The organism is Corynebacterium ulcerans (assembly GCF_000767685.1).
Lineage (GTDB): Bacteria > Actinomycetota > Actinomycetes > Mycobacteriales > Mycobacteriaceae > Corynebacterium > Corynebacterium ulcerans.
Genome location: NZ_CP009622.1, coordinates 484,255 through 508,866 on the forward strand (window position 1 = coordinate 484,255; position 24,612 = coordinate 508,866).

Annotated in this window: 24 protein-coding genes; 16 read left to right on the plus strand and 8 right to left on the minus strand. The window is 55.1% G+C overall.

Features of this window, described 5'->3' with window-relative positions; translation table 11 throughout:
- From tsaD to groL, 3 genes are all read left to right on the plus strand, one after another.
- Complete coding sequence (gene tsaD, locus CULFRC11_RS02280) at positions 1–1,056, plus strand: tRNA (adenosine(37)-N6)-threonylcarbamoyltransferase complex transferase subunit TsaD (protein ID WP_023635189.1); 1,056 nt, start codon at positions 1–3, stop codon at positions 1,054–1,056.
- 161 nt (positions 1,057–1,217) lie between these two features.
- Positions 1,218–1,514, plus strand: a complete 297-nt coding sequence (groES, locus tag CULFRC11_RS02285; RefSeq protein ID WP_004566891.1) for a co-chaperone GroES — start codon at positions 1,218–1,220, stop codon at positions 1,512–1,514.
- Between the two features lie 12 nt (positions 1,515–1,526).
- Positions 1,527–3,146, plus strand: a complete 1,620-nt coding sequence (gene groL / locus CULFRC11_RS02290) for a chaperonin GroEL (RefSeq protein ID WP_023635190.1) — start codon at positions 1,527–1,529, stop codon at positions 3,144–3,146.
- Positions 3,147–3,237: 91 nt separating this feature from the next.
- On the opposite strand, the gene CULFRC11_RS02295 is transcribed toward groL, so the two are convergent.
- Positions 3,238–3,519, minus strand: coding sequence for a WhiB family transcriptional regulator (locus CULFRC11_RS02295; protein ID WP_023635191.1), 282 nt, complete (start codon positions 3,517–3,519; stop codon positions 3,238–3,240).
- A gap of 317 nt (positions 3,520–3,836) precedes the next feature.
- On the opposite strand from CULFRC11_RS02295, the gene CULFRC11_RS02300 reads away from it, so the two are divergent.
- Both CULFRC11_RS02300 and CULFRC11_RS02305 read left to right on the plus strand, forming a co-directional pair.
- Positions 3,837–4,418 (plus strand): sigma-70 family RNA polymerase sigma factor, encoded by a 582-nt coding sequence (locus CULFRC11_RS02300; RefSeq protein WP_023635193.1) that lies wholly within the window; start codon positions 3,837–3,839, stop codon positions 4,416–4,418.
- A gap of 2 nt (positions 4,419–4,420) precedes the next feature.
- Positions 4,421–5,302, plus strand: coding sequence for a hypothetical protein (locus CULFRC11_RS02305; RefSeq protein ID WP_023635194.1), 882 nt, complete (start codon positions 4,421–4,423; stop codon positions 5,300–5,302).
- 31 nt (positions 5,303–5,333) lie between these two features.
- Here the strand turns inward: CULFRC11_RS02305 and CULFRC11_RS02310 are convergent, their stop codons facing one another.
- Complete coding sequence (locus tag CULFRC11_RS02310; protein WP_013910858.1) at positions 5,334–5,744, minus strand: DUF5319 domain-containing protein; 411 nt, start codon at positions 5,742–5,744, stop codon at positions 5,334–5,336.
- 140 nt (positions 5,745–5,884) lie between these two features.
- Here CULFRC11_RS02310 and guaB point away from each other — a divergent pair, with 140 nt between their 5' ends.
- From guaB to CULFRC11_RS02335, 5 genes are all read left to right on the plus strand, one after another.
- A complete protein-coding gene (gene guaB / locus CULFRC11_RS02315; protein ID WP_014525361.1) occupies positions 5,885–7,405 on the plus strand; it encodes an IMP dehydrogenase in 1,521 nt (506 codons plus the stop codon).
- Between the two features lie 26 nt (positions 7,406–7,431).
- Positions 7,432–8,574, plus strand: coding sequence for a GuaB3 family IMP dehydrogenase-related protein (locus CULFRC11_RS02320; protein WP_023635195.1), 1,143 nt, complete (start codon positions 7,432–7,434; stop codon positions 8,572–8,574).
- A gap of 160 nt (positions 8,575–8,734) precedes the next feature.
- Positions 8,735–10,594: an APC family permease gene (locus CULFRC11_RS02325; protein WP_031270038.1), complete on the plus strand. Its 1,860-nt coding sequence runs from the start codon at positions 8,735–8,737 to the stop codon at positions 10,592–10,594.
- 67 nt (positions 10,595–10,661) lie between these two features.
- Positions 10,662–12,236: a glutamine-hydrolyzing GMP synthase gene (gene guaA / locus CULFRC11_RS02330; protein WP_023635197.1), complete on the plus strand. Its 1,575-nt coding sequence runs from the start codon at positions 10,662–10,664 to the stop codon at positions 12,234–12,236.
- A 127-nt stretch (positions 12,237–12,363) separates the two neighbouring features.
- Entirely contained in the window at positions 12,364–12,813 is a 450-nt protein-coding gene (locus tag CULFRC11_RS02335) for an imm68 putative immunity domain-containing protein (protein ID WP_023635198.1), read from the plus strand.
- On the opposite strand, the gene CULFRC11_RS02340 is transcribed toward CULFRC11_RS02335, so the two are convergent.
- Entirely contained in the window at positions 12,810–13,868 is a 1,059-nt protein-coding gene (locus CULFRC11_RS02340; protein ID WP_031270041.1) for a PspC domain-containing protein, read from the minus strand. The two genes, CULFRC11_RS02335 and CULFRC11_RS02340, sit on opposite strands and share 4 nt — an antisense overlap.
- A gap of 104 nt (positions 13,869–13,972) precedes the next feature.
- On the opposite strand from CULFRC11_RS02340, the gene CULFRC11_RS02345 reads away from it, so the two are divergent.
- Both CULFRC11_RS02345 and CULFRC11_RS02350 read left to right on the plus strand, forming a co-directional pair.
- A complete protein-coding gene (locus tag CULFRC11_RS02345; RefSeq protein WP_023635200.1) occupies positions 13,973–15,133 on the plus strand; it encodes an ATP-binding protein in 1,161 nt (386 codons plus the stop codon).
- A gap of 5 nt (positions 15,134–15,138) precedes the next feature.
- Entirely contained in the window at positions 15,139–15,816 is a 678-nt protein-coding gene (locus CULFRC11_RS02350) for a LuxR C-terminal-related transcriptional regulator (RefSeq protein WP_023635201.1), read from the plus strand.
- 4 nt (positions 15,817–15,820) lie between these two features.
- On the opposite strand, the gene CULFRC11_RS02355 is transcribed toward CULFRC11_RS02350, so the two are convergent.
- Entirely contained in the window at positions 15,821–16,453 is a 633-nt protein-coding gene (locus CULFRC11_RS02355; RefSeq protein ID WP_013910868.1) for an AMIN-like domain-containing (lipo)protein, read from the minus strand.
- 183 nt (positions 16,454–16,636) lie between these two features.
- On the opposite strand from CULFRC11_RS02355, the gene CULFRC11_RS02360 reads away from it, so the two are divergent.
- Complete coding sequence (locus tag CULFRC11_RS02360) at positions 16,637–17,497, plus strand: ferredoxin family protein (protein ID WP_023635202.1); 861 nt, start codon at positions 16,637–16,639, stop codon at positions 17,495–17,497.
- 108 nt (positions 17,498–17,605) lie between these two features.
- Here CULFRC11_RS02360 and CULFRC11_RS02365 read toward each other — a convergent pair whose 3' ends face one another.
- From CULFRC11_RS02365 to CULFRC11_RS02380, 4 genes are all read right to left on the minus strand, one after another.
- Positions 17,606–18,283: a methionine ABC transporter permease gene (locus CULFRC11_RS02365; protein ID WP_013910870.1), complete on the minus strand. Its 678-nt coding sequence runs from the start codon at positions 18,281–18,283 to the stop codon at positions 17,606–17,608.
- Positions 18,280–19,302, minus strand: coding sequence for a methionine ABC transporter ATP-binding protein (locus tag CULFRC11_RS02370; RefSeq protein WP_023635203.1), 1,023 nt, complete (start codon positions 19,300–19,302; stop codon positions 18,280–18,282). Before CULFRC11_RS02370 ends, CULFRC11_RS02365 begins: the two co-directional genes overlap by 4 nt.
- Positions 19,303–19,347: 45 nt before the next feature.
- On the minus strand, positions 19,348–20,205 hold the full coding sequence (locus CULFRC11_RS02375) for a MetQ/NlpA family ABC transporter substrate-binding protein (protein ID WP_023635204.1): 858 nt from the start codon (positions 20,203–20,205) through the stop codon (positions 19,348–19,350).
- 224 nt (positions 20,206–20,429) lie between these two features.
- Complete coding sequence (locus CULFRC11_RS02380; RefSeq protein ID WP_023635205.1) at positions 20,430–21,296, minus strand: MetQ/NlpA family ABC transporter substrate-binding protein; 867 nt, start codon at positions 21,294–21,296, stop codon at positions 20,430–20,432.
- Between the two features lie 511 nt (positions 21,297–21,807).
- Here CULFRC11_RS02380 and CULFRC11_RS02385 point away from each other — a divergent pair.
- Genes CULFRC11_RS02385 through CULFRC11_RS02395 form a run of 3 tightly spaced genes read left to right on the plus strand, consistent with a single transcriptional unit; the run spans position 21,808 to position 24,583 of the window.
- Positions 21,808–22,266, plus strand: coding sequence for a PH domain-containing protein (locus tag CULFRC11_RS02385; protein ID WP_173578892.1), 459 nt, complete (start codon positions 21,808–21,810; stop codon positions 22,264–22,266).
- Positions 22,267–22,319: 53 nt separating this feature from the next.
- Positions 22,320–23,567: a PH domain-containing protein gene (locus tag CULFRC11_RS02390; protein ID WP_031270045.1), complete on the plus strand. Its 1,248-nt coding sequence runs from the start codon at positions 22,320–22,322 to the stop codon at positions 23,565–23,567.
- Between the two features lie 59 nt (positions 23,568–23,626).
- Positions 23,627–24,583 (plus strand): metal ABC transporter substrate-binding protein, encoded by a 957-nt coding sequence (locus tag CULFRC11_RS02395; protein ID WP_013910876.1) that lies wholly within the window; start codon positions 23,627–23,629, stop codon positions 24,581–24,583.
- Positions 24,584–24,612 lie beyond the last annotated feature (29 nt).

Consider the following 24,612-nt stretch of genomic DNA (forward strand, 5'->3'; position numbering starts at 1 on the left):
ATGATTGTCCTTGGCATCGAATCCTCGTGTGACGAGACTGGTGTGGGCATTATTGAGCTTTCGCCTGATGGGGGCATGCGGATCCTCGCCGACGCAGTGGCCTCTTCCATGGAAGAGCACGCGCGCTTTGGCGGCGTGGTCCCCGAGATTGCGTCGAGGGCGCACCTTGAGGCGATGGTGCCGGTGATGCGCCGGGCATTGGATGAGGCGGGCGTCGATAAGCCTGATGCGGTGGCTGCGACCGTGGGGCCTGGACTTGCCGGTGCTTTGCTAGTGGGGGCTTCCGCAGCTAAGGCCTATGCCGCGGCGTGGGACGTGCCTTTTTATGGAGTGAATCATTTGGGCGGGCACGTCGCAGTGGCCAACTTGGAGGGCGAGGAGCTGCCTCATGCCATCGCGCTTTTGGTGTCGGGCGGGCATTCGCAGCTGCTGGAGGTCCAGGCTGTAGGCAAGCCAATGAAAGAGCTGGGATCTACGCTTGACGACGCCGCCGGCGAAGCCTACGACAAAGTTGCACGGCTGCTCGGCCTGGGGTACCCAGGCGGCCCGGTGATCGATAAGCTCGCCGCGCGGGGGAACCGCAAGGCTATCCGCTTTCCTCGGGGACTTTCGCGTGCCGACGATCTGCGCGGTGAGCACCGCTACAACTTTTCCTTCTCTGGCCTAAAAACATCCGTGGCACGCTACGTGGAAAAAGCTGAACGCGAGCAAACCGTGATCAGCGTTGAAGACGTGTGTGCGTCCTTCCAGGAAGCTGTGTGTGATGTACTGACGCACAAGGCGATTCTTGCCTGCCAAGACACGGGTGCCAAGGTTTTGCTTCTGGGGGGTGGAGTAGCGGCTAATTCACGGCTTAGGGAGTTAGCGGCGGCGCGCTGCCAGACGGCGGGTATCGAGCTTCGTGTCCCGCGCTTTAAGCTGTGCACGGATAACGGGGTCATGATCGCCGCCGTGGCGGCGCAGCTTATTCACGAGGGCGCACCGCAATCGGGGCTGAGCATTGGTACCGACACCTCGCTGGAAGTGGAAATTCCGCTTGTGTATGCAGATATGTAAAACAGGGGAGTTCGCTGGCAGATAACTTTGTTGAGTGCTGGCACTTGCACGGGTAGAGTGCCAGTAGGTTGTACTCACACAGTTGTTCACCCGCGACGACGGCTGTGCTGGAATTCCCGCAACCGGCACAAAGAGAAACTTCATTGTACGGAAGGTATATCGTGGCTAACGTCAACATTAAGCCCCTTGAGGACCGCGTCCTCGTCCAGATCAGCGAAGCTGAGACCACCACTGCTTCTGGCCTGGTTATCCCAGACTCCGCTAAGGAAAAGCCACAAGAGGGTGTGGTTGTTGCAGCAGGTCCTGGCCGTTTTGACGGTGATGACCGCGTCCCTATGGACATTAAAGAGGGCGACACCGTTGTGTTCTCCAAGTATGGCGGAACCGAGTTGAAGTACAACGGTGAGGAATACCTCCTGCTCAACGCTCGCGACGTTCTCGCGATCATTGAGAAGTAAGGCGACCTACCTATGGCAAAGCTGATTGCATTCAACCAGGAAGCCCGCGAAGGCATCCTGAAGGGTGTGGACACGCTGGCTAATGCGGTGAAAGTAACGCTTGGTCCCCGTGGCCGCAACGTGGTACTGGAAAAGGCTTTTGGTAGCCCGACGGTTACCAACGATGGCGTGACCATCGCTCGCGAAATCGATGTTGAGGATCCCTTTGAGAACCTCGGCGCTCAGCTAGTGAAATCGGTGGCGGTAAAGACCAACGATATCGCTGGCGACGGCACCACCACCGCGACGCTACTGGCACAGGCAGTTATCACTGAGGGACTGCGCAACGTTGCCGCTGGAGCTAACCCAGTCGAACTGAACCGTGGAATCCTTGCAGCGGCTGATAAAGCCGTGGAGAAGCTTCGCGAGCGTGCAGCAGAAGTAGCTTCTGCTGCGGACATCGCCAACGTAGCTACCGTCTCCTCCCGTGACGCTGAGATTGGCGACATGGTCGCTGCAGCGATGGAAAAAGTGGGCAAGGACGGCGTAGTAACGGTTGAAGAGTCCCAGTCCATCGAGTCCTATCTCGATGTGACCGAAGGCGTGTCCTTTGACAAGGGCTACCTGTCCCCGTACTTCATCACTGACACCGATTCTCAGCGTGCCGAGCTTGATGATCCGTACATCCTTCTCGTACGCAATAAGATCTCCTCGCTGCCGGACTTCCTGCCTTTGCTGGAAAAGACCGTCGAAGCAAACAAGCCGGTTCTTATCATCGCGGAAGACGTAGAGGGCGAGCCTCTACAGACTCTCGTGGTGAACTCCATCCGGAAGACGCTGCGCGCTGTGGCTGTGAAGTCTCCGTATTTTGGTGAGCGTCGTAAAGCATTCATGGACGACCTTGCTGTGGTCACTCATGCCACCGTGGTGGACCCAGAGGTTGGCATTAACCTGAATGAGGCTGGCGTCGAGGTATTCGGTACCGCTCGCCGCGTGACCGTGACTAAAGATGAGACCATCATCGTCGACGGGGCGGGAACCTCCGACGCAGTGGAGAATCGTCGCCAACAAATCCGTCGCGAGATCGAAAACACAGATTCCAGTTGGGATCGTGAAAAAGCTGAAGAGCGCCTGGCCAAGCTATCTGGTGGCGTCGCAGTGATCAAAGTTGGTGCGGCCACGGAAACTGAAGTCTCCGAGCGCAAACTGCGAGTCGAGGACGCTATCAACGCTGCTCGTGCTGCGGCGCAAGAGGGCGTTATCGCTGGTGGCGGCTCCGCGCTTGTACAGATTGCGAAGGAACTGCGCGTATACGCTGAAGAGTTCGAGGGCGACGCTAAGGTTGGCGTTAACGCCTTGGCTAATGCTTTGAACAAGCCGGCTTATTGGATCGCCGACAACGCAGGTCTCGACGGCGCTGTTGTGGTCTCCAAGATCGCTGAGCTGCCCAACGGGGAAGGCTTCAACGCCGCAACCCTGGAATACGGGAACCTGATTGAACAGGGCATCATCGACCCCGTCAAGGTCACCCACTCCGCAGTGGTTAACGCAACGTCTGTTGCTCGCATGGTTCTGACCACCGAGGCATCTGTTGTGGAGAAGCCTGTTGAGGCTAAACCACAAGCCGGTGGACACCACCACCATCACCACTAGATAAACGGTGTAATCCCGAGCGCTGGTTTCCAACGCTCGGGATTTTCTGTTTAGAACACCCTGGTGCCGGCGCTTGGGGACACCTGCTCTTTTAGCTGGTCCTCTGCCCTAACAGTGCTGTGCGTTCAGATTCGGAGAGACCACCCCAGATTCCATAGGGCTCAGCGTATTGAAGTGCATGCTGTCTGCAATTCCGCATAACAGGACATAAAGCACAAATTTCTTTTGCTTTACGTTCCCGGGACCGTCTGGCCAGGCCGCGTTCGCCTTCGGGATGATAAAAAATTTCCGATTGGGTTCCCCTACATGCTCCATGCAATTGCCAATCCCATAATTGAGCTTGCGGAGCCGGTAATAGATCAATGTTGTTCATATGAAGGGTGATTCCTTATATCAGTGGCATGTCACAGACGTGCCAGTGGGCTGGGGCAGACTCTAAATATGAGGGTGCGTTCTTGATTGTGAAGGCACGAAGTAAACAAGGCATGGACGAAGAGGGAAGAGGGAGGAAATTCTGGAAAGAATCGACGATTCTTTCCAGAATCCTCGCTAAGGCTAAAGTTGATAACTGAGGCTATGTCCTAGGTATTATTTATTTTTTGTATCGTTAGATAAACGCGGTGATTCGTACCTGAATTAGAAGCGCCGCCAGTAACCGTGCTTAGAAGGCTCGGTTTCTGCACACGAGTGATGGAAAAGAAAGGGCTAGCAGTGGCCGAAGCAGAGACTGAGCTCTCAAGTCTCGTACCGCGCGCTGCCGGGGGTGATTCTCGGTCGCTGCAGCGGGTTATCTCCATCATTTACCCGAAGGTGTTGAGTTACTCGCGTATCCGCTTGAGCGGCGGGCGACATCCCACCCCAGAGGATGTGGCGCAGGAGATTTGCTTGGCGGTGGCTACGTCGATAGGCAAGTTCGTCGATCAGGGGAAGCCGTTCATGGCTTTTGTGTACGGTATCGCCTCCAACAAAGTCGCTGACGCTCACCGGGCGTATTCCCGTGATGTTGCAAATCCCACTGAGGATGTTCCAGAAACTGAGGTGGAACTCGACACACCGGAATCGTTTGCGCTGGTAGCGGCTGGTAGTAACAGAGTTAAGGAACTTCTCGATTTACTAGGTGATAAGCCCCGCGAGATTATTACTCTTCGAGTTTTTGTGGGGCTCTCGGCTGAAGAAACAGCGGAGATCGTTGGTAGCACGCCAGGTGCAGTGCGCGTAGCGCAACATCGAGCACTTGCCACATTGCGCAAGGCATTAGAGCAGGAGAACTAAGGATGACAGAACGCCGCTGGGCGGGAGACGAGGTCGAGGCCACGCAATCTGTTGAACAGTTGCAGGCAGACGACCAGTTTCTGACGCACCTATCTCAGGGCGTTGACCCTACCGATGGGCAGGACCCGTTGGCTCGGTTGTTCTTGGAAGCCCGTGCTGAGATCCAGACTGATGTTCCGCAGGCTCCTACTCTGGCTATGTTAGGTCTTGGCTCGGCGGAGGAGTTCCCCACCGGAGAATTCGCCCCGGTAGAGGACGCAGTACCGGAGTCTTCCGCGCTTATCGACGCCCCCGTGGCCGAGGTTATTGAGCTTCCTCGTCGTAGGTGGGGTAACGCCTTTGCTCATGCCTTGGTTGGTGCGGCGGCGGCAACGCTCATCATTGCCGGTGGCGGCACCGCTATTTATAACGCAGGTGAAGGCTCCGCCTTGTATGCGTTGAATCAAAAATTCTTTGGGCAAACCACAAATACTGAGGCTGTAGTAGCTCTTGCCTCAAAGCTGGATCAAGCAAATGATCTTAATGCGAAGGGCGATAAGGAGGGTGCGCGCCAACTGCTTGAGCAAGCTCGAGAATTGGTCAACATACTCAACGCTCGCGATCGTGCGCAGGCTGAGGAAAGAATCAAACAGGTTGAACGCAGCACTACAGTAACCCCAGTCCCTCCACCAGTTGAGCCAGAAGCTTCTGCTGAACCAGTAGTTGCTACCGTGACTACCACGGTAACGGAGACCGTGACTGTGGAGCCCACCCCGGCACGTTCTACATCAGTGGCCCCAAGTACTGATCGTTCCACAACGCCAAGTAGCTCGGCTGTTGTCTCGACGGCTGTGCCAACCCCTGTAGTTGAGCTGCCGCAGCCGGATCAATTCCAGATCCACTAGCCACGGCAGGGGCTGTGAGGCTCGGCCGCGACTAGAAGAAGCGGGGAGCCTCGAGTCCGTCGAGGTATCCTAGGCAATAATCCCAAGGGACATAGGCTTGGGTGTTGGGGTTGAGACTTGGCTCGTGGACTGGGCTAAGCTCGCCATTGAGGGTGGCTCGGATGTTTTCAAGCATGATGTCCCAGTCGTAATAGTGTTCCTCGTTGCAGTCTTCGCAGAGGAAGAAAATCCCGTTGATACCACGGGGCTGTAGGACTTTTTTGAACCGCTGAACCAGCCGCAGGTCTTCTTCGATGTGTTTTTTCTCAGCTTCGCTGAGTGGTGGCAAGGGCTCGTCTTCATCTAAAAACGATGCGGGGTCATTCGGATCGTCGGCGAAGGGGTCGCGGGGCATTTGCCAGTCAAAGTTCACGTGCTTAACCATATTGGTCTGTCTAAGCATGGGCAAGCATCTGCAAGTCCACCTGTGGATTCCTGCAAAATGCTGGTAGGGGTTAGTCTAGGTAGAGCGTGAAAACGCCCTTTTTCCCGAATGCATGCACCCACAGCGGTCACATATTTACCTTTGGTAGGAGTACATAGATGACGCAGCAGCGCGTATCTACTGGTGGCGACAACCCAGACAAAGTGGCTCTCGTTGGCCTGACATTTGACGATGTTCTCCTTCTCCCTGACGCATCTGACGTCATTCCGAGTGAAGTGTCTACATCTACGCAGCTTACCCGCAATATATCGCTCAACATTCCGATCGTCTCTGCAGCTATGGATACGGTTACGGAGGCACGCATGGCGATTGCGATGGCGCGCGAAGGCGGCATGGGAGTCTTGCACCGCAACCTTTCCATAGAGGAACAAGCCCAGCACGTAGAGACAGTGAAGCGCTCTGAATCTGGCATGGTGACAGATCCAGTTACGTGTTCCCCCGACATGAGCATCGCGGAAGTGGACGCACTGTGTGCTCGCTTCCGAATCTCCGGATTGCCGGTAGTCGATGACAACGGAACCCTCTTGGGAATTTGCACTAACCGCGATATGCGTTTTGAGCAAGATTTCAGCATCAAAGTCTCGGAGATCATGACCCGGATGCCGCTTGTCGTGGCAGAAGAAGGCGTGACAAAGCAGCAGGCGTTGAATCTGCTTAGCGCTAATAAAGTGGAGAAGCTGCCGATCGTCGATAAGCAAGGAAAACTTGTCGGTCTGATCACGGTGAAGGACTTTGTAAAGACCGAGCAGTACCCACATGCTTCTAAGGACAGCACTGGCCGACTGTTGGTTGGCGCCGGCATCGGAGTAGGGGAGGAATCCTGGACTCGTGCTGGAGCGCTTGTCGACGCCGGCGTGGACGTGCTCGTGGTCGATTCCGCGCACGCGCACTCCAGTGGTGTTTTGGATATGGTTTCCCGTGTTAAGAAGGAATGGGGAGACCGCGTTGATGTGATTGGCGGAAACCTCGCCACTCGCTCGGCCGCAAAAGCCATGATTGAAGCAGGCGCCGACGCAATCAAAGTCGGTATTGGTCCTGGCTCAATATGTACGACCCGCGTCGTCGCAGGCGTGGGCGCACCCCAGATCACTGCGATTATGGAAGCTTCCGTCCCGGCTCATGCCGCAGGAGTTCCAATTATCGCAGACGGCGGTATGCAATTCTCCGGCGATCTAGCAAAAGCACTGGCAGCTGGAGCGTCCTCTGTGATGCTGGGATCCATGCTGGCAGGAACTACCGAATCACCCGGCGAGATCGTCGTCGTGGGCGGAAAGCAGTATAAGCGCTACCGCGGTATGGGGTCCATGGGTGCAATGCAGGGCCGCGGGCTCAGCGGTGAAAAGCGCTCCTACTCCAAAGACCGGTACTTCCAAGCGGATGTTAAGAGCGAAGACAAGCTTGTTCCGGAAGGAATCGAAGGACGCGTCCCATTCCGCGGTTCCATCGAGGCCATCACGCATCAGCTTGTGGGAGGTCTGCGAGCATCCATGGGGTACACCGGATCAGCTACGATAAATGATTTGTGGAACGCTCGCTTCGTCCAAATTACTTCTGCTGGGCTTCGCGAATCACACCCGCACCATATTCAGCAGACAGTCGAAGCACCTAACTACCACTAATAAAACCGGGAAGGTTCCTTTTCATCATGCGTGATTACGTCGAAATCGGAATTGGCCGTGAGGCTCGCCGCACCTACGACCTAGATGACATCGCGGTCGTACCAGCGCGTCGCACACGGTCCTCCAAAGATGTGGATACTACGTGGCACATCGACGCCTACACTTTCAAAGTGCCATTCATGTCCCATCCCACCGACGCGTTGGCAAGCCCCGAATTTGTCATCGAGATGGACAAACAAGGTGGACTCGGCGTAATCAACGCGGAAGGCCTATGGGGCCGTCATGCAGACTTGGATGCAGCAATCAACGAGATCGTGGAGGCGCATGGCGAAGATGAGCTTGATCTAGCATCGCTTGGCCGAGCCACCAAGAAACTGCAGGAACTGCATGCTGCAGAACTAGATAAAGATCTGCTCACAGAGCGGATTGCCCAGGTACGCGATTCAGGGGCCGTTGTGGCAGTGCGCGTATCGCCACAAAAGTGCCGCGAGCTTGCGCCTTTGCTCATCAAGGCTGGAGCTGATCTGCTCATCATCCAAGGCACCATCATTTCTGCTGAATACGTAGAGACAAGTGGCGAGCCACTCAACCTCAAAGAATTCATCGGATCGATTGATGTGCCAGTAATCGCTGGCGGCGTCAGCGATTACACCACTGCACTTCACCTCATGCGCGCTGGTGCAGTCGGCATTATCGCTGGCGGTGGATCAAACACCAACGACCTAGCCTTAGGTATCGACGACTCCTTGGCCACCGCTATCGCAGACGTGGCTGCAGCGCGTCGCGACTACCTTGACGAGACCGGAGGACGCTATGTCCACGTGATCGCTGATGGAAACATCAATAACTCGGGACAAGCCGTCAAAGCCATCGCATGCGGCGCAGACGCAGTCATCCTTGGAGAACCCCTCGCCAGGGCCACCGAAGCTGCAGGAAAAGGCCTCTTCTGGCCATCGGCTGCAGCACATCCGCGCTTTCCACGAGGCATTGTGGGAACCGTTGGGATTATTCCAACTACGGAGCGCGTCAGCCTCGAGGTCGTCTTGCACGGGCCGTCTGCAAACGTGTTCGGCGAAGAAAACTTTGTTGGTGGACTCAAGCGCGCTCTAGCTAAGTGCGGTTACACGGATCTGAAGAGCTTCCAAAAAGTTGAGCTGACGATCCGATAGAATCGTCGATTCTTTCCCACACAACGCCGGTATCCCTGTCATAGGGCCGGCGTTTTGTGATGGCGTCGATAAGCAATAAACCTAGGAACCGTAGCGTAGTGATTTATTGCACAGTGAGAGCTATTGGTCTTGGGCCTTCCTAGGCGTAGAACTGTCTTTCATGACGCATCTGGTCAAGAGGGATCGCCGGTTACAGGAGTCCCCAGCCACCAAGCACCCTTGGTGGAAGGTCATGTGCCTGACTGGTGTGGACTACTATTCCACGCTCGGTTACCAGCCCGGCATCGCAGTTGTTGCTGCAGGAGCGTTGGCGCCTATAGCCACGCTGGTGCTTGTTGCTGTGACGATGCTGGGCGCAGTGCCCGTTTATCGGCGTATTGCGCGCGAGTCGCCAGACGGACAAGGATCCATCGCAGTTCTGTCCCACTTTGTGCGTGGTTGGAAAGGGAAGTTCCTGATCCTTGTCCTGCTCGGGTTTGCTGCAACGGACTTCACCATCACCATGACGCTGTCGGCCTCAGACGCAACGGCGCATTTGTTGCATACGACGTCTAGCCCGTGGACGATTCCTCTGACGATCGCTATGTTGGCGTCGTTGGCATTGGTGTTCTACCGGGGATTCACTGAGGCGATCAGGGTGTCCGTGGTATTAGTCAGCGTCTATCTGGTTCTGACCGCGATTATCGTGACCACAGGGCTCATCCGAATCGGCCTGCACCCCTCTATGGTGGGGGACTGGTGGCATTCTGTGATCGTCGCGCATCCACATCCGCTGGGCATCATCCTCGTGGCGCTGCTGGTTTTCCCCAAACTTGCATTGGGCCTCTCCGGCTTTGAAACGGGAGTGGCGGTGATACCTCAGATCGACGGCGGCACGGAAGGCCGCACGGGAAAGGTGCGCGCCGGGCGGAAGCTATTGCTGGTGGCTGCATCTATCATGAGCGTGTTCCTCATAGCCTCGTCGATCGTGGTCACCCTGCTCGTACCTGCAGATTCGCTTATCGACGGCGGCCCCGCCAACGGACGCGCCCTCGCCTACCTCGCCCACGAGCAGTTTGGTCCGTTCTTTGGTGGGGCTTATGACCTGGTCACTGTGATGATTCTCTGGTTCGCTGGTGCTTCAGCCATGGCCGGCATGATTAACCTGATTCCGCGCTATCTACCGCGTTATGGCATGGCCCCAGCGTGGGTGGCTAAGACGCGCCCGATGGTGAAAGTGGTGGCCGTTATTACTTTTGTCGTAGCCATAATTTTTAGGGCAAACGTGGATAAGCAATCTGGGGCCTATGCCACGGGTGTGCTGGTTCTTTTGCTTTCCGGGGCATTAGCAGTCACGCTTTCAGCCGCTGTGGACGTTCGGCGCAAACACGGTCCGTGTTGGAAGCCGTTCGCTTACGGCCTGGTGACGTTGGTTTTGGGCTATACCACAATCACCAACATGGTTGAGCGCCCCGAGGGACTCAAAGTGGCTTTTTGGTTTATCGTGGCGATCATCGTGGTATCTATGGTTTCTCGCGTGGGTAGGGCCTTTGAACTGCGGAGTCCCATTATTTCTTATGACGAGAAGGCACTGCGCATCATCGATTCCACTTGTGGCCCCTTTGCGATCATTGCGCATTCCATAGGCTCCGATGACCCAGCTGAATACGAGCGCAAAGAACACGAGGTCCGGGCCCGCAATCACATTCCAGATTCTCAGCCCGTCATCTTTTTAGAGGTAGGGATACGAGACGCAAGCGAATTTAGCTCAGCGCTCGTGGTCACCGGGCACGTGTGTGGCGATCATACGATCCTTCGCACCGAATCCGCGGCCATTCCTAATGCGATTGCGGCGCTCGCAGTGGATATGCACCACCGGGGGAATGTGGATGTGTACTTTTCTTGGTCACCAGGTTCTCCTGTGCGTGATATGTTGCGCTATCTGGCTATCGGTAAAGGGCAAAATGCAGTTGTAGTCCACGAGATAATTCGGCGCGCTAATAAGGACGGAAAACCGCATCCGCATGTCCACTTGGGATAAAGCTTCTCGACGCCCCTCGCTAAGCCCCGGTATCTAGGGGCCTAGCCCATGCGGTAGTGTATGCAGCGTGACACAGCAAACTCCCCAAAAACATAATCCGGTACTAGTCGTCGACTTCGGCGCTCAGTATGCGCAGCTCATTGCCCGGCGCGTCCGTGAAGCAAAGATCTATTCGGAAGTGGTTCCGCATACCGCGACCGTTGAAGAAATTAAAGCCAAAAATCCTGCGGCGCTAGTCTTGTCGGGTGGCCCCTCGTCTGTGTATGAGACCGGGGCACCGTCTCTTGACCCAGCACTGCTGGAATTAGGAATCCCTGTCTTCGGTATTTGCTATGGATTCCAGGCGATGACCCATGCGCTTGGGGGAACTGTAGCCAACACAGGGAACCGCGAATACGGACGCACCGAACTGGTTGTTGAGGGCGGCGTACTGCATGAAGGCCTAGAAAAGACCCATAAAGTTTGGATGAGTCACGGCGATGCTGTGTCTCAAGCTCCGGAAGGATTCGTCGTTTCTGCCCACTCGGAGGGCGCTCCGGTGGCGGCGTTTGAATGCGTCGAAAAGCGCATGGCGGGTGTGCAGTATCACCCCGAGGTGCTGCACTCGCCGCACGGCCAGGAGGTTCTGGTTCGCTTCCTCACAGAGATCGCAGGGCTGGAACAGAATTGGACTGCGGCAAATATCGCTGAAGAGCTTATTCAGGCGGTTCGGGATCAGGTTGGCCCTGAGGGACGCGCGATTTGCGGTCTTTCCGGTGGCGTTGATTCTGCGGTGGCGGGAGCGCTGGTGCAGCGCGCTATCGGTGATCGTCTCACCTGCGTCTTTGTGGACCACGGCCTGCTGCGCGCCGGCGAGCGTGAGCAGGTACAGAAGGACTTTGTGGCGTCGACAGGCGCTAAGCTCGTAACAGTTGACGAGCGAGCTGCCTTCCTAGATAAGCTGGCTGGTGTCACTGAGCCAGAGGCAAAGCGCAAAGCCATCGGGGCGGAATTTATCCGTTCTTTTGAGCGCGCTGTCGCCGACGTGCTGGAAAGCGCTCCGGGAGCGAGCGTAGACTTCCTTGTCCAAGGTACCTTGTACCCGGACGTTGTTGAATCTGGTGGTGGCGCAGGCACCGCGAATATCAAGAGCCACCACAACGTTGGCGGACTCCCTGATGATGTGGAGTTTAAGCTCGTTGAGCCGCTGCGTCTGCTCTTCAAAGACGAAGTTCGTGCTGTTGGACGAGAGCTAGGACTGCCCGAGGAGATCGTGAACCGCCAGCCCTTCCCAGGGCCAGGTCTGGGCATCCGCATTATCGGCGAGGTCACCGAGGATCGCCTCGAGACCTTGCGCGCCGCCGACCTTATCGCCCGCACCGAGCTCACAGCCGCTGGCTTGGACGATCAGATCTGGCAGTGCCCTGTGGTGTTGCTTGCCGACGTCCGCTCCGTGGGCGTTCAAGGCGATGGCCGCACGTACGGTCACCCGATTGTGCTGCGCCCGGTCTCTTCCGAAGACGCGATGACTGCAGACTGGACGCGCTTGCCTTATGAGGTCTTGGAGAAGATCTCTACGCGCATCACCAACGAGGTGCCAGACGTTAACCGCGTGGTCCTCGACTGCACTTCCAAGCCCCCAGGAACCATCGAGTGGGAGTAAGCGCTGATTAATGGCTACCGAGTTGTCGGTAGCCATTGGCGTTTTATTAGTGTGTTTCGCGAATACAAACGGCGCATAATTGGGTCTAGACTCTGGTTGCAGTAAACGCACGAGGAAGGATACTGCGATGATTATTGATACCTACTGGGGAAGATTCTTCGGCGATTCTGCTGATAGTCGTACCTTGACGCAGTACCTTGACTCCAAAAGTGAAGTAGTCACCATTGAGGAAATCTTCCAAGATTTTCACCTCGACGAACTCCACGGAAACTACACCGAGGCGTCCCTCGACGGAGGCGGTTTTCACTTCGATTCAGCATTCCAGGTGGTTCTTGACCTCTCGGTGCTGATCCTAGAATCCAAGAAAGTGGGGCGCTTTAACCTTGCGCGTATCGGCGGTCCCCACGATCGTATGATGCGTATCGACGCCACCTCCGAACGCATCCTCCCCTTGGCCATAGCCCTCAAACATTATGCTCTCAGCCCCGAGGACTATCGCCTTGAGCATATCGACGAAGCCGACTGGTACGAGCTCGGAAACCTCTGTGAAGAGGTCCGAACTCAACTCGATTCTTAACTCGTCGGTTGCACCGTGACATCGCCAATGGCACTGGTCACCCGCAGCTTCAGTGTTTCACCCTGCGCATCAGGGTTATATACTCCCTCGGTGCAGTGCTTATCGCCGATTCGTGTCTCACAGCTGACCTCCACCCGTACTTTTTCCGGCAATCGGACGTGCACGTCTCCGACCTTTGTCTGAACCTGAACCTGACGAGGCTTATCCAAAGACTCAATACGGCTAAGGTCGAGGTGAATGTCGCCGGCTCGGAGAGTATAGGAGTCTGCAAGCTGTGTGGCGGTGGCGGGCCGTGCGTCGATGTCTCCGAAAGAATCGTCGATTCCTTCCCGAGGACCAAGCAACGCAGCGATGAGGATGCCAACGATGACAATGCCGCTAGCGAACCACATCAGTCCTCTGATCCACGGGTTACGGCGTTTCTTAGGCTGTGGAGCTGGGCCAGGTTCCGGAAGATCCCAGGCAAAAGGTGCGGTTCCTAGTGGATCCCATGCGGGTGGCTGTTGTGCGGTAAACGGTGCATCGAATCCATCCACCGGACTATAAGAGCTCAGATCTACGTGCGGACCTGAAGTATCTGTGTGCTGTTGCAACAATCCTGCTGGGGGCTCAGGGGTGCGTTGGTGCAACAGATACCACGCGAGGAAGAACGCGATGAATGCGCCAAAATGACCTGCCCCAAACAGCGCTGTATCTGAGTTTCCGGATGAAAAAACTATCACAAAGAGCACCAGGATTAAGACCCATCCGGTGTTTCGTTCGCTACGCAAGATTTTGTTGTCTTTGATGGAGGCGTCTTGACGCAACAAATCTACAGGTGCTTTCACAAGCGAATACTTTGGCATGAGCAGCCAAGCGATGAGATATAAGGAAATACCGCCGCCCAAAAAACCGAAGATAACAAAAAAGATGCGTACTAAGGTTGGGTCGATTTGGTAACGAACTCCAATGCCCTCACAGACACCTAAGAGCTTCGCCTCGCTGCCTTGATCGCGAGGTAAACGTACTGGGCGAGTGTCCCACATCTGATGAAGTGTCTCGTTCATGCTTTCTATTGTGAACGCTTATACAGAAACGCACATCGGGGAAGACCCTGAATCATCAAAAATCAGGGTCTCACCTGATGGAGAATCAGGGACGCTATGGGAAGATAACATGCATGCAACAGGCCTATCCTCCTTTCTATCGAGACCGCGATAACAACGTCATCGGAGGCGTCGCTGCAGGGCTAGCCAGGTATTTTGGGGTTAGCGTGGTAAAAGTTCGGATTGGACTTGCCGTATTAGCTTTATGCAATGGGGTAGGGGTGATGGCTTATACAGCTTTGTGGATCTTCACGACGTCGAAGTCTTTCCGGAAAGAATCGACGATTCTTTCCGGAAAGACTTCTGAAACATCGGCGTGGACGCAATCAACAAACTGGTTTCTAGCGGTCGCAGCATTAGCCGGAGCGTTTGGCGTCTCAGGATTTTTTGGGAAAGCGGCAGGTATTTCTTCGGGGGCTGTGGCGGCTTTTGCGATCATTGGTGTTGGCGTGTTGTTGGCATGGCTCGCTTATGACCGGATTAATTCTGATTATGCGGTGACCATGATTGGGGCGGGGGCGTCGTTAGTTTTTGTGGGGGTGCTGTTTGCGGCTGTCCAGTGGCAGGATCGTCAGTTTTTTGGTTCTGCTGTGATTACGGTGGTTCTCACTTTGGCTGGTGTGGCGGCGTTAGTGGTGCCTTTTGTGGTGCGGATGTTGCAGAGGCTGAGCGTAGAGCGGGCGGAAAAGGCTGCGGCTGATGAGCGGGCGGAGATTGCGGCGAGAATTCACGATTCGGTGCTGCAGACTTTGGCGCTGATCCAGAAGCACTCAGAGGATCCGGAGGTGCGTCGATTAGCTAGGGGGCAGGAGCGGGAATTGCGACAGTGGTTGTTTTCCCCACGGGAGGATGCCACGGTTTTTAAGGCGATCGAGCGGGCTTGCGGCGAGGTAGAAGACATGTTTGCCATAACAATTTCGCCTGTGATCGTGGGGGAGGACCGGCCATTGGACGCATCGACGAAGTCCGCGGTGTTGGCTGCGCGTGAGGCGATGGTGAATGCGGCGAAGCATTCGGGGGAGAGCTCTGCGGATGTGTATGCGGAGTGTTTTGAGGAGCTGGCTATTTTTGTGCGGGATCGTGGGCCGGGGTTTGACCTTGAGGCTGTGGATGAGAGCCGGCATGGCGTTCGCGATTCTATCCTGGGGCGTGTGAAGCGCGCTGGCGGTGACGTGCAGATTCATAATTCATCGGGAACCGAGGTAGCCATTCGCATGCCTTTCAAGAAACAATAGGAAGCATGAAGGTTTTTCTCGTTGACGATCATTCTGTGTTCCGTGCGGGCGTTCGCGCTGAGATCGGAGGTGACGTGGAGATCGTAGGAGAAGCTGGGACTGTCAGCGAGGCCGTGGCGGGGATTGATGCTTCACAACCCGATGTCGTGCTTCTCGACGTCCACATGCCTGACGGCGGCGGGGTAGCAGTGTTGCGTGGGGTCGAAACGCCTGCGCGTTTTTTGGCTTTGAGCGTTTCTGATGCTGCTGAAGACGTGATCTCCGTGATTCGCGCGGGGGCCAGAGGATACGTGACAAAAACGATTTCGGGCACAGAGCTTGTCGACGCCATAACGCGGGTGCACGACGGCGATGCCGTGTTTTCACCACGACTAGCGGGCTTTGTCCTCGACGCATTTGCCCGCCCTGATCCCATGGGGGCTGGGGTCGTCGATTCGCCGGAAACCGATAGAGAAGTAGAAGAAGGCAAGCAGATTTCTGATCCAGTGGTGGATGCGCTGACCCGGAGAGAATTGGAAGTGCTGCGATTGCTGGCCCGTGGGTACACGTATAAAGAAATTGGGGCGCAGCTTTTCATATCGGTCAAAACCGTCGAAACGCATGCTTCGAATATTCTCCGGAAGACCCAGCAGTCGAATAGGCATGCGCTGACTCGCTGGGCGCATTCTCGCGACTTAGATTAGGTCGCTAGGACTGGGAACGGATGTCGATCACAACGCGTGTGGGATCGGGGACAATCTGTACCGAATAAGGGTGTTCGGCGTCCAAACCGATAACAAATTGTGAACGGCCTTCTACGGTGCCAGCAGATTTAACCTCGGTGATGTTTCCGGCGCCCTGCACAGTGCCGATCTGTGGATCCTGCTTGCCGAGCTCAAAAGGAAGCAGCGTGCCGTCAATATTAACGTTGAGCGCTGCCTTGCCACGAACCTGGATAGGGTTACCACTTGCTTGCTGCGTCGGAGAAGACGTGTAGTCCACAAACCAGCCGGGGGTTCCAGTCCCTTCGATATCAAATACCACGCGATCAAAGGTCTCGTGATGCCCAACTCGGACACCTGTGACGATGGATTCGGACTTCTCCGGGCGCTGCGTTTTTGCTTCTTTGTTGGCATCGCCTAAAGGAGTCAGGCCGGCATTAGACGAGGATGCCGGTGCTGAGGGCAGTTCCGAGTGCGTAGATGCTGAGGCAACAGCATCGTTCGGCGCAGAAGCTTCATGTGTAGAACATGCGGCTAGTCCCGTCACGCTTAGGGCAGCTGCAAGCGCAGCAGCGGACAGCTTCCAACGCGAGTAACTGCCAACTGGATGTTCATTCATGTGTCCTACCGTAACGCGCCAGGTGACTCATAATGAAGCCTAGGAGCGATATTCCAGCTAATCGTTGTGAAATTGAGATACGCTTCAAGTGTGATGCAGCTTAATTCATGGCTGTTTTCGCGTATTGAGCACACAGACCGGGCTTAGCTGCACCTTACTTAATTACACGGTACGCTAATCGTCATGACTGACCTGTGCTCTGACGTTCACATCGAGCCGCTACCCGGAACTTCCAAAGTGGGCGATACGTATGTGCTGCTGGAGCACACCGGGGCATGGAGCCACGACATCCTTGATGGACGTACGTTCACTGCGGAAGTGTCTTCGAGACTTAAAGCGCTGGGCGTAGGACTCTATTTGATCCGGAAGCCGGGCCGGGCTGGGCACGTCGATAAGCCACTCAAAACGGTGTACTTAGTGTTTGGATCCGCAGGAATCGCGGAAACCTTGACAGTAGAAAACCCCGAAGACGTCTGTTCTTTGGACCTCTCGGGGCCAGGAAAAAACGGGGCAACGCAAGTTGATGACCCGATCCTTCTCATTTGTACCCACGCAAAACGAGACGTTTGTTGCGCGGTCAAAGGTCGGCCCATTGCGGCATCATTATGCAGAGCCTTCCCAGAAGCTCCTATTTGGGAATGCAGCCATACCAAGGGGCATCGCTTTGCTCCCTCTATGGTTCTGATGCCGTGGGGATACGCATGGGGCAGGCTCAACGAGGTTGCGTCGCAAGAGCTTTATCGCACCGCACGGCGCGGGGAGCTCTTCCTCCCCGGGTGCCGTGGCCGAGGTATCTGGGCACCTGAGGGACAAGTAGCCGAGGTCGCGGTGGCAGAGCACGTGGCGAGCAATGGCGAAAAACCACGGCTTGGGCAGTTTGTGTGGGAAAGAATCGACGATTCTTCCCTCATCACCGAGGCATCAGGCGACCGGTCTTGGACCGTGACCATGCACGAGGCGGAAGTGGACGGCGTTGTGGCGTCATGTGGAAACCCTCCGACAACGGGAAAAGCCTGGTTTGTTGATTCAGTGGTGAGACAGTAGCCATGAGTCGTTTAGTTGACCGCAAGCTGTTAGATCTATGAAGACAGAAAAGTGGGGCACCATACAAGAAAAGTATGGCGCCCCACGGGAAAGAATCGTCGATTCTTTCTATCGTCGCATGATTTTCTTTGACAGCCAGTTACCAAAGAGCTGTGCGATCTGCACGATAAGAATGATCACGAAGGTTGCTACGTAGGTGACCTCCCAATCGTAAGCACGGTAGCCGTAGACGATGGCAAAGTCTCCGAGACCGCCGCCGCCGATATAGCCGGCCATGGCAGACATATCCACGATGGCGATAAAGATAAAGGTGTAGCCGAGGACTAGCGGTCCTAGGGCCTCGGGGACGATCACCGACGTGATGATTTTCCAAGGGCTTGCTCCCATGGAACGGGCTGCCTCGATAACGCCGGGATCAATTGTGACAAGGTTTTGTTCCACGATGCGCGCAACGGCAAAGGTGGCGGCGATGGACATGATGAACATGGCGGCTTCGCGACCAATGGTCGTACCCACTACCGCCAGCGTGAGTGGGCCGAATGCCGTAATCATGATGATAAACGGGATTGGGCGAACAAAATTCACCAAGATATTAATAACGGTGTAGATGAATTTGTTGTGCAAAATTCCGCCGGCGCGGGTGGTGTACAGCAAGACGCCGAGGGCAAGCCCCAGCAGGCCACCGACGACGAGAGTAACTGACACCATGATGAGGGTATCCACGATGGCGGAGGTGAAGGTGTCGCCAAGGCGGGACCAGTTGGCGGCGAGGATCTGAGTGGTCATCGCTGGATCTCCTGGATGTCGGTGGTGGTGGCAAGGTAAGCGAAGAAGTCATCAATGACGTTATCGGCGCCGGTGAGGCGGACAGTGACTTTGCCAAAGGAATGTTTCTGCAGCGTAGTGATGCCACCGTGCACGATCCCGATTCCGGCTCCTGCATCTTTGGCCTGTGCTGCTGCGGTGAAAAACCCCGAGTCCTCGGAGAGGGTGATCGTAAAGAGTCGGCCCTCGTGCGCCAGAAGATCCTCTGATTCAATGGCGTCGGGAGTATTGCGTAACGACGTAGCAACGAAGCGCTGGGCCACGCGCGTCTGCGGATGCGAAAAGACCTCGTAGACGCTGCCGTATTCGACCACTTTTCCGTTTTCCATGACCGCAACCTTGTCGGCGATAGAGCGGATAACGTCCATCTCATGAGTAATCACGACGATGGTGATCCCCAATTCGCGATTGACCTTACGCAAAAGGTCGAGGACTTCATGCGTGGTTTCTGGATCCAGCGCTGAGGTGGCTTCGTCGGCAAGCAAAAGCGCCGGGTTGTTGGCGAGCGCACGCGCAATGCCGACGCGCTGCTTTTGCCCGCCCGATAGCTCCTCGGGGTAGTTGCCGCCGCGATCGGAGAGCCCCACGAATGCGAGGAGCTCGTCGACACGCCGCTTACGCTCCTGCTTCTCGACGCCCGCCAGCTTCAACGGATATTCAATATTTCCGGCAGCCGTGCGAGAGCTAAACAAGTTGAATTGCTGAAAGATCATTCCAATACCAGCACGAATGCTGCGGAGTTTTTTCTCAGGCATGCCCACGATGTCAGTGCCATCCAGACGCAGATGCCCCGAGGTTGGGGAGTCTAGGCCGTTAATCATGCGGACGAGTGTTGATTTTCCGGCGCCAGAGTAACCAATGACGCCGAGAATTTCGCCCGGCTCGACGGTCAAGGTGACACCATCGAGTGCGGTGATATTTTTCTTACCTGAGCTGAAGACTTTGGTGATGTCTTCAAACTCGATACGGGTTCCGTTCATAGGGAATGCCTTCTGCTGTTAAACGCGTAAAACGTGGGCCAAACTTTAGGATTGCTTTTGAAGTCGATCGAGAATCTGTTGTAGCTCCTCAGGCGAGCGCTTGACTTCCACAGAGGTCCCCTTTGAATCTTCTGCGAGTGCGGCCTGCACCTCGGGGGTGTGCCACAACTCGATAAGCTTTTGCCACCTGGGGTCGTCCTTATTCTCCTTCTTGGCAACTAGCACATTGATGTAAGGCTCTGCCTCTGCAGAAGAAGGATCGTCTTGGAAAATCGTGGTTTTGGCATCGATCCCTGCACGATCGAGGAAAGTGTTGTTGATGACTGCAGGTTTCCCCTCGCCATAAGCCGCCGGTGCTGAAGCCGCCTCAACCGGAGTGACAGAGACCTTGGATTTTTCCTTATCGATGTCTGCCGGCGCAGGGAGATCAGGGCTGCCATCTTTAAGCTTGAGCAGGCCTGCGGACACTAAAACATTCAAAGCACGAGCTTGATTTGTCGGGTCATTAGGAATCGCCACGGAGTTTCCTTCAATTCCTTCGAGCGAATCGTGGCCCTTCCAAAACAGCGCCAGAGGGATAATCTCGGTCGAACCGACAGGCACCAAATCGGAGCCAGACTTGACGTTATATTCGGCAAGGAACTTCAAATGCTGAAACAAATTCACGTCTAGTTGGTTTTGGCTGAGAGCTTGATTAGGAGTGGAAAAGTCTGAAAACTCGACGACATCGAGTGCGATTCCCGCTTCTGCCGCTTTGTCTTTCCAGACTGTCCATGCCTTTTTCGTGGAGTCAGTGGTGCCGATTCGGACAGAATCGTCGATTCTTTCCGAAGAACAAGCGACAAGTCCGGTGGCTGCGATGGCCGCCGCCGCGATGGCCGCGATGCTGTGACGAATATTCATGGACGTGTGTTTTCTTCCTTCTGGCAATTCTTCGGCAGGATGTTGCAGTTGTTTATGAGAATCAGTTGAATTTTTGTTATCGCTGGCAGAGTAGTCGAGCGAACTTATTTTGTACAGCTTGGTCTACTCTGCACTGGGGTGAGTTAGGGGGCTGTAGGGCTACAAGGCATAAACGCCCCGTCCCAGCGATGTGGCTGGGGTGGGCGTCGAAAAGCGGAAAACCGTTATTTACTTTGGGCCTCTTCAAGTCGCTTGAGGATCTTCTGTAGTTCCTCAGGGGAGCGCTTGACCTCAACGGAAGTGCCCTTGGAGTCTTCCTTGACTCCCTCTTGAACCTCGGCGGAGTGCCATAGCTCGACAAGCTTGGCGATGTTCGGGTCATCCTTCTTATCGGCTTTGGTAACAAAGGCGTTGATATAAGGCTCGGCTTCTTGGGACTCGGGATTGTCTTGGAAAACGGCGAGCTTTGGATCAATGCCAGCTCGATCTAGGAATGAGTTGTTGATGACGGCAGGCTTGCCCTCGCCGTAGGCGGCAGTCGTCTGGGCTGCGTCGATGGGGGTGACCTTGACCTTGGAGGCCCCTTCGTCGATGTCTGCGGGTGCTGGCGTGACTAGGCCATCGTGCTTAAGTTTGAGCAATCCAGCTTGGACAAGTACGTTGATCGCGCGGCCCTGGTTCGAGGAATCGTTGGGGATGGCGATGGATTCGCCGTCGATACCGTCTAAAGAGTCGTGCCCTTTCCAGAACAGAGCTAGAGGGACGATTTCGGTGGCTCCAACAGGAGTGAGGTCAGCGCCTTTTCCTGCGTTGTATTCTGCGAGGAATTTGAGGTGCTGGAAGAGGTTAACGTCGATTTGGTTCTGGTTCAGGGCGTCGTTGGGGGTGGAGTAATCAGAGAAGTCGACGATATCGAGTTTGATTCCGGCTTCCTTGGCCTTGTCCTCGAAGGCGCTCCATGCTTTCTTTGTGGAGTCCGTTGTGCCGATCTTAATGGTGGTTCCGTCCTTGGCATCGGAGGAGCATGCTACTAAACCCGTTGCGGCGAGCGCGGATGCGGCGATAACAGCGAGGCTGCGGCGCAGTTTCATTGTGGAGTCCTTTAGTGAGATTTTGTTCGGGTGTTATGAAATAAAAAGGGTGAGCAAGAAAGCTTTTCGACGCCAGCCGAAGGTCACTTATCTATAGACAGCTCGGTAACCTCATTGGCCCTTGCGTGGACGATCATGACGGCTGAATCATGTGTATGGGCTCTGAGGGGCAGTGTGATCGTCACTGTTCAGTGCCTATTTTTACTCAGGCGAAGATGGAAATCCTCAAGGGTTATGCGGTTATCACTGGGACAGTAGTTGAGGTCGGTCAAAATGTACAGCTTTGTCTAGTGATTGATCGTATTTTTATAGCGTGCACGTTCTAATGTGGCGTTCTTTTTGGGGATATGGTCGTGTAAAACACCTGTAAAGCGGATATTTTGTAGTCTATGTGATCCGGGTATTAAATTTATCGATTTTATTTTTGAATAAATTCATTCAGTGGTGAGTGGAAGGGTGATAGAGAAGATGTGTGGGAAAGAATCGACGATTCTTTCCCACCTTTGTAAAAATGGTCGTTGTGAACCCGGTTTCCTCCAAACTCGTCGCGGCTCGCCTTATTGCGTTGATGCCTTGCTTCGTGGTCGCTTTTGTTGGTTTTGCCATCTCTGCATATGTGTGGAGTTCTTGGCTGTGGGCGGGTGGCGTCGTTACGCTGGTGGCTGCGTTGTGGGTGGCGTGGCTTATTCCTTTGCAGGTGCGAAACCTCGGTTGGGAAGAGCGTGACGACGAATTGCTGATCGTTAAGGGGAAAATGTGGCGGACGCTCACCGTGGTGCCCTATGGCAGGATCCAATTTGTCGACGTCACCGAGGGGCCTATAGCTTCACGTTTTGGTCTTGCTCGCGTCGAGCTGCATACTGCGTCCTCTACGAGCGATTCTGCAATACCTGGCCTGGAGGTCGATCAAGCTCATGAGCTTAGGCGGAGGTTGTCGGAGAAAGCCCGGGAGAGGATGAGCGGGCTATGACCTCGGAAGTTCAGGGCGAGTGTGTGTTGTCCAGGGCGGAGCGGGTAGCTGGCATGCGCAGGGTGCATCGGCTAACTCCATTGCTTCGTTTTTGGAGCGGGATCTTAGCGCTTGTGTCTTTGTTGGTGGTCAATATTGACCAGGATGAGATTCGTTTTGTTGTTGAGCATCAGGATTATGTGTTTTATGCCGTGGGAGCGGTACTGCTGAGTGTGCTTGTGGTGTGGGCGGTGTCAGGACTGTGGTGGAAGTCAGAAGGCTTTGACATTACGGAACAAGACGTCACCGTTGCCCGCGGCGTTCTTAATGCGAAGTTGCGTTCTGCCAGGCGTGATCGTATTCAGGCGGTAGACATTGTGGAATCGGTCATTGCGCGAATATTTCGTGTGGTGGAGGTACGTGTAGAGACCGCAGGTGGCCGGGATTCTGTGTTGACTATTGGCTACTTGACTCGTGAGGAGGGGGAGGCCGTTCGGCGTGAGCTGCTGGGGGAGCCTGTCGAACAATCGGGGGAACATCTCCAGGTTTCGAAGATTTTGCTGGGCACCGCATTGACGCATGGGACGTGGTTGTGTTGCGTGGGACTGTTGTTTCTGGTTCCTGGTGGAGCTGCCGCGGCCCTGCCTTTCGTGGTGGGAATCGTCCCTTCCGCATGGGGGGTGATTGATAAAGGATGGAAGTTTCAGTCCAGCTTTGTTGATGACACGGAGGAACCGAGCATCCATGTGTCTTATGGACTAGCGGATCGTCGAAAGCAATCAATTCCTTTGTCGAGGATTCACGCTGTGGAAATTTCGCAACCCACATTGTGGCGCTTTCTCGGTTGGTGGCGAGTGCGGGTCTCGGTCGTGGGCTACGGAGTTAAGGATAAAAAGGCGGGGACGACAACATTGCTGCCAGTGGGCACCCTTGCCCAGGCAATGGGCTTAGTGAATGAGCTCACTGGAATTTCCCTCGATCCGCGGCGAGAGAGTGACCCCACTTTTATAAGCCCGCGCCGGGCACGGTGGATTTCCCCGTTGGATGTGAGTAACCAGACAGTAAAGCTTTTCGACGGCTATGTGGCGACGCGGTTTGGGTGGCTTCGTCGTCGCGCTGCCGTGGTGGAAACGGCGCATATTCAGGAGCTTAGTGTGGTTCAAGGGCCGATCCAGAGGCTGTTGAGGCTGCAGACCGTGCGCTTAGATCTTGTGACGGGGCCAGTGCTGATGCAGGGGCGGGATCTGGATCAGGTGCAGGCGCGGGAGCTGGTGAACTATTTAAGGGGTAGAGAGTTCAACGTGTTGAATGAACTGTCTTGATATAGGTGAAATGTGGTGTTAGCTTCTGTTTTGGAATATTTTTCAAACAGGAGCATTTCATGTCTAAACTTGCCCGCGGTTTGGCCGCAGGAATGGTCGTTTCCCTTGCCCTTGTCGGATGCTCAAGTGCCGGCAACAATAAAGACAAGGACCATAACAAACTCGGAGTTGTGGCGACTACCACCCAAATCTGCGATTACGTGAAAAACATCGACGCCGATATTAACCTCACGTGTCTGCTCGCCCCCAACGCTTCAGCACACGAGCACGAGATGACTCGTGAACAAATGGACGCGTTATCTAAAGCCGATCTGCTCCTGAAAAACGGCATCGACCTTGAACACTTCCTAGACAATGCCGTTACGTCCTCGGGATTTGCCGGGACTACTGTCGATACCTCTGAAGGCGTGTCTATAGCGAAGTGGCCATTCCCTCCAGAAGAAGGCGAAAGCCAGCCTGAATTCACCCACGATCCGCATATTTGGACAAGCCCCCGTAATGCGAAGACCCAAGTGGAAAACATTGGAAAAGCATTGGAAAAGGCCGACCCTGATCATGCGGCTGAGTATAAGAAACGGGTGGATGGGTACGTCGCAAAGCTTGTTGACCTAGATAAGTGGATCTCTGATTCCCTGGCATCCGTCCCAGAGACAGAACGTATTCTTTTTACCTCGCATGACGCTTTTGGCTACTTTTCGCGGGACTATAACGTGAAGTTCATCGGGGCTGCGCTCTCCGACTTCAACGCTCAGCAAGACGCTACCGCCGATCACATCAATTCGGCCGCAGCCCAGGTTCGTGAGTCTGGTGCCAAGGTGCTGTTCGCGGAGAACTCCAACAGTTCGCGTTCCATTGAAGCTGTGGCAAAGGCCGCCGGGGTGAAACTCGGTGGAGAGCTCTACGGGGATTCCTTAGGTCCTGACGTTACGTACATTCAATCAATCGTCCACAACGTGGAGACTCTTGTAGAAGGATGGGGCGGCAAACTTGCGGAGAAGCCAGCCTCGCTGAGCTGATCCCTTAAACCAGCTTTAAACACAGAGCT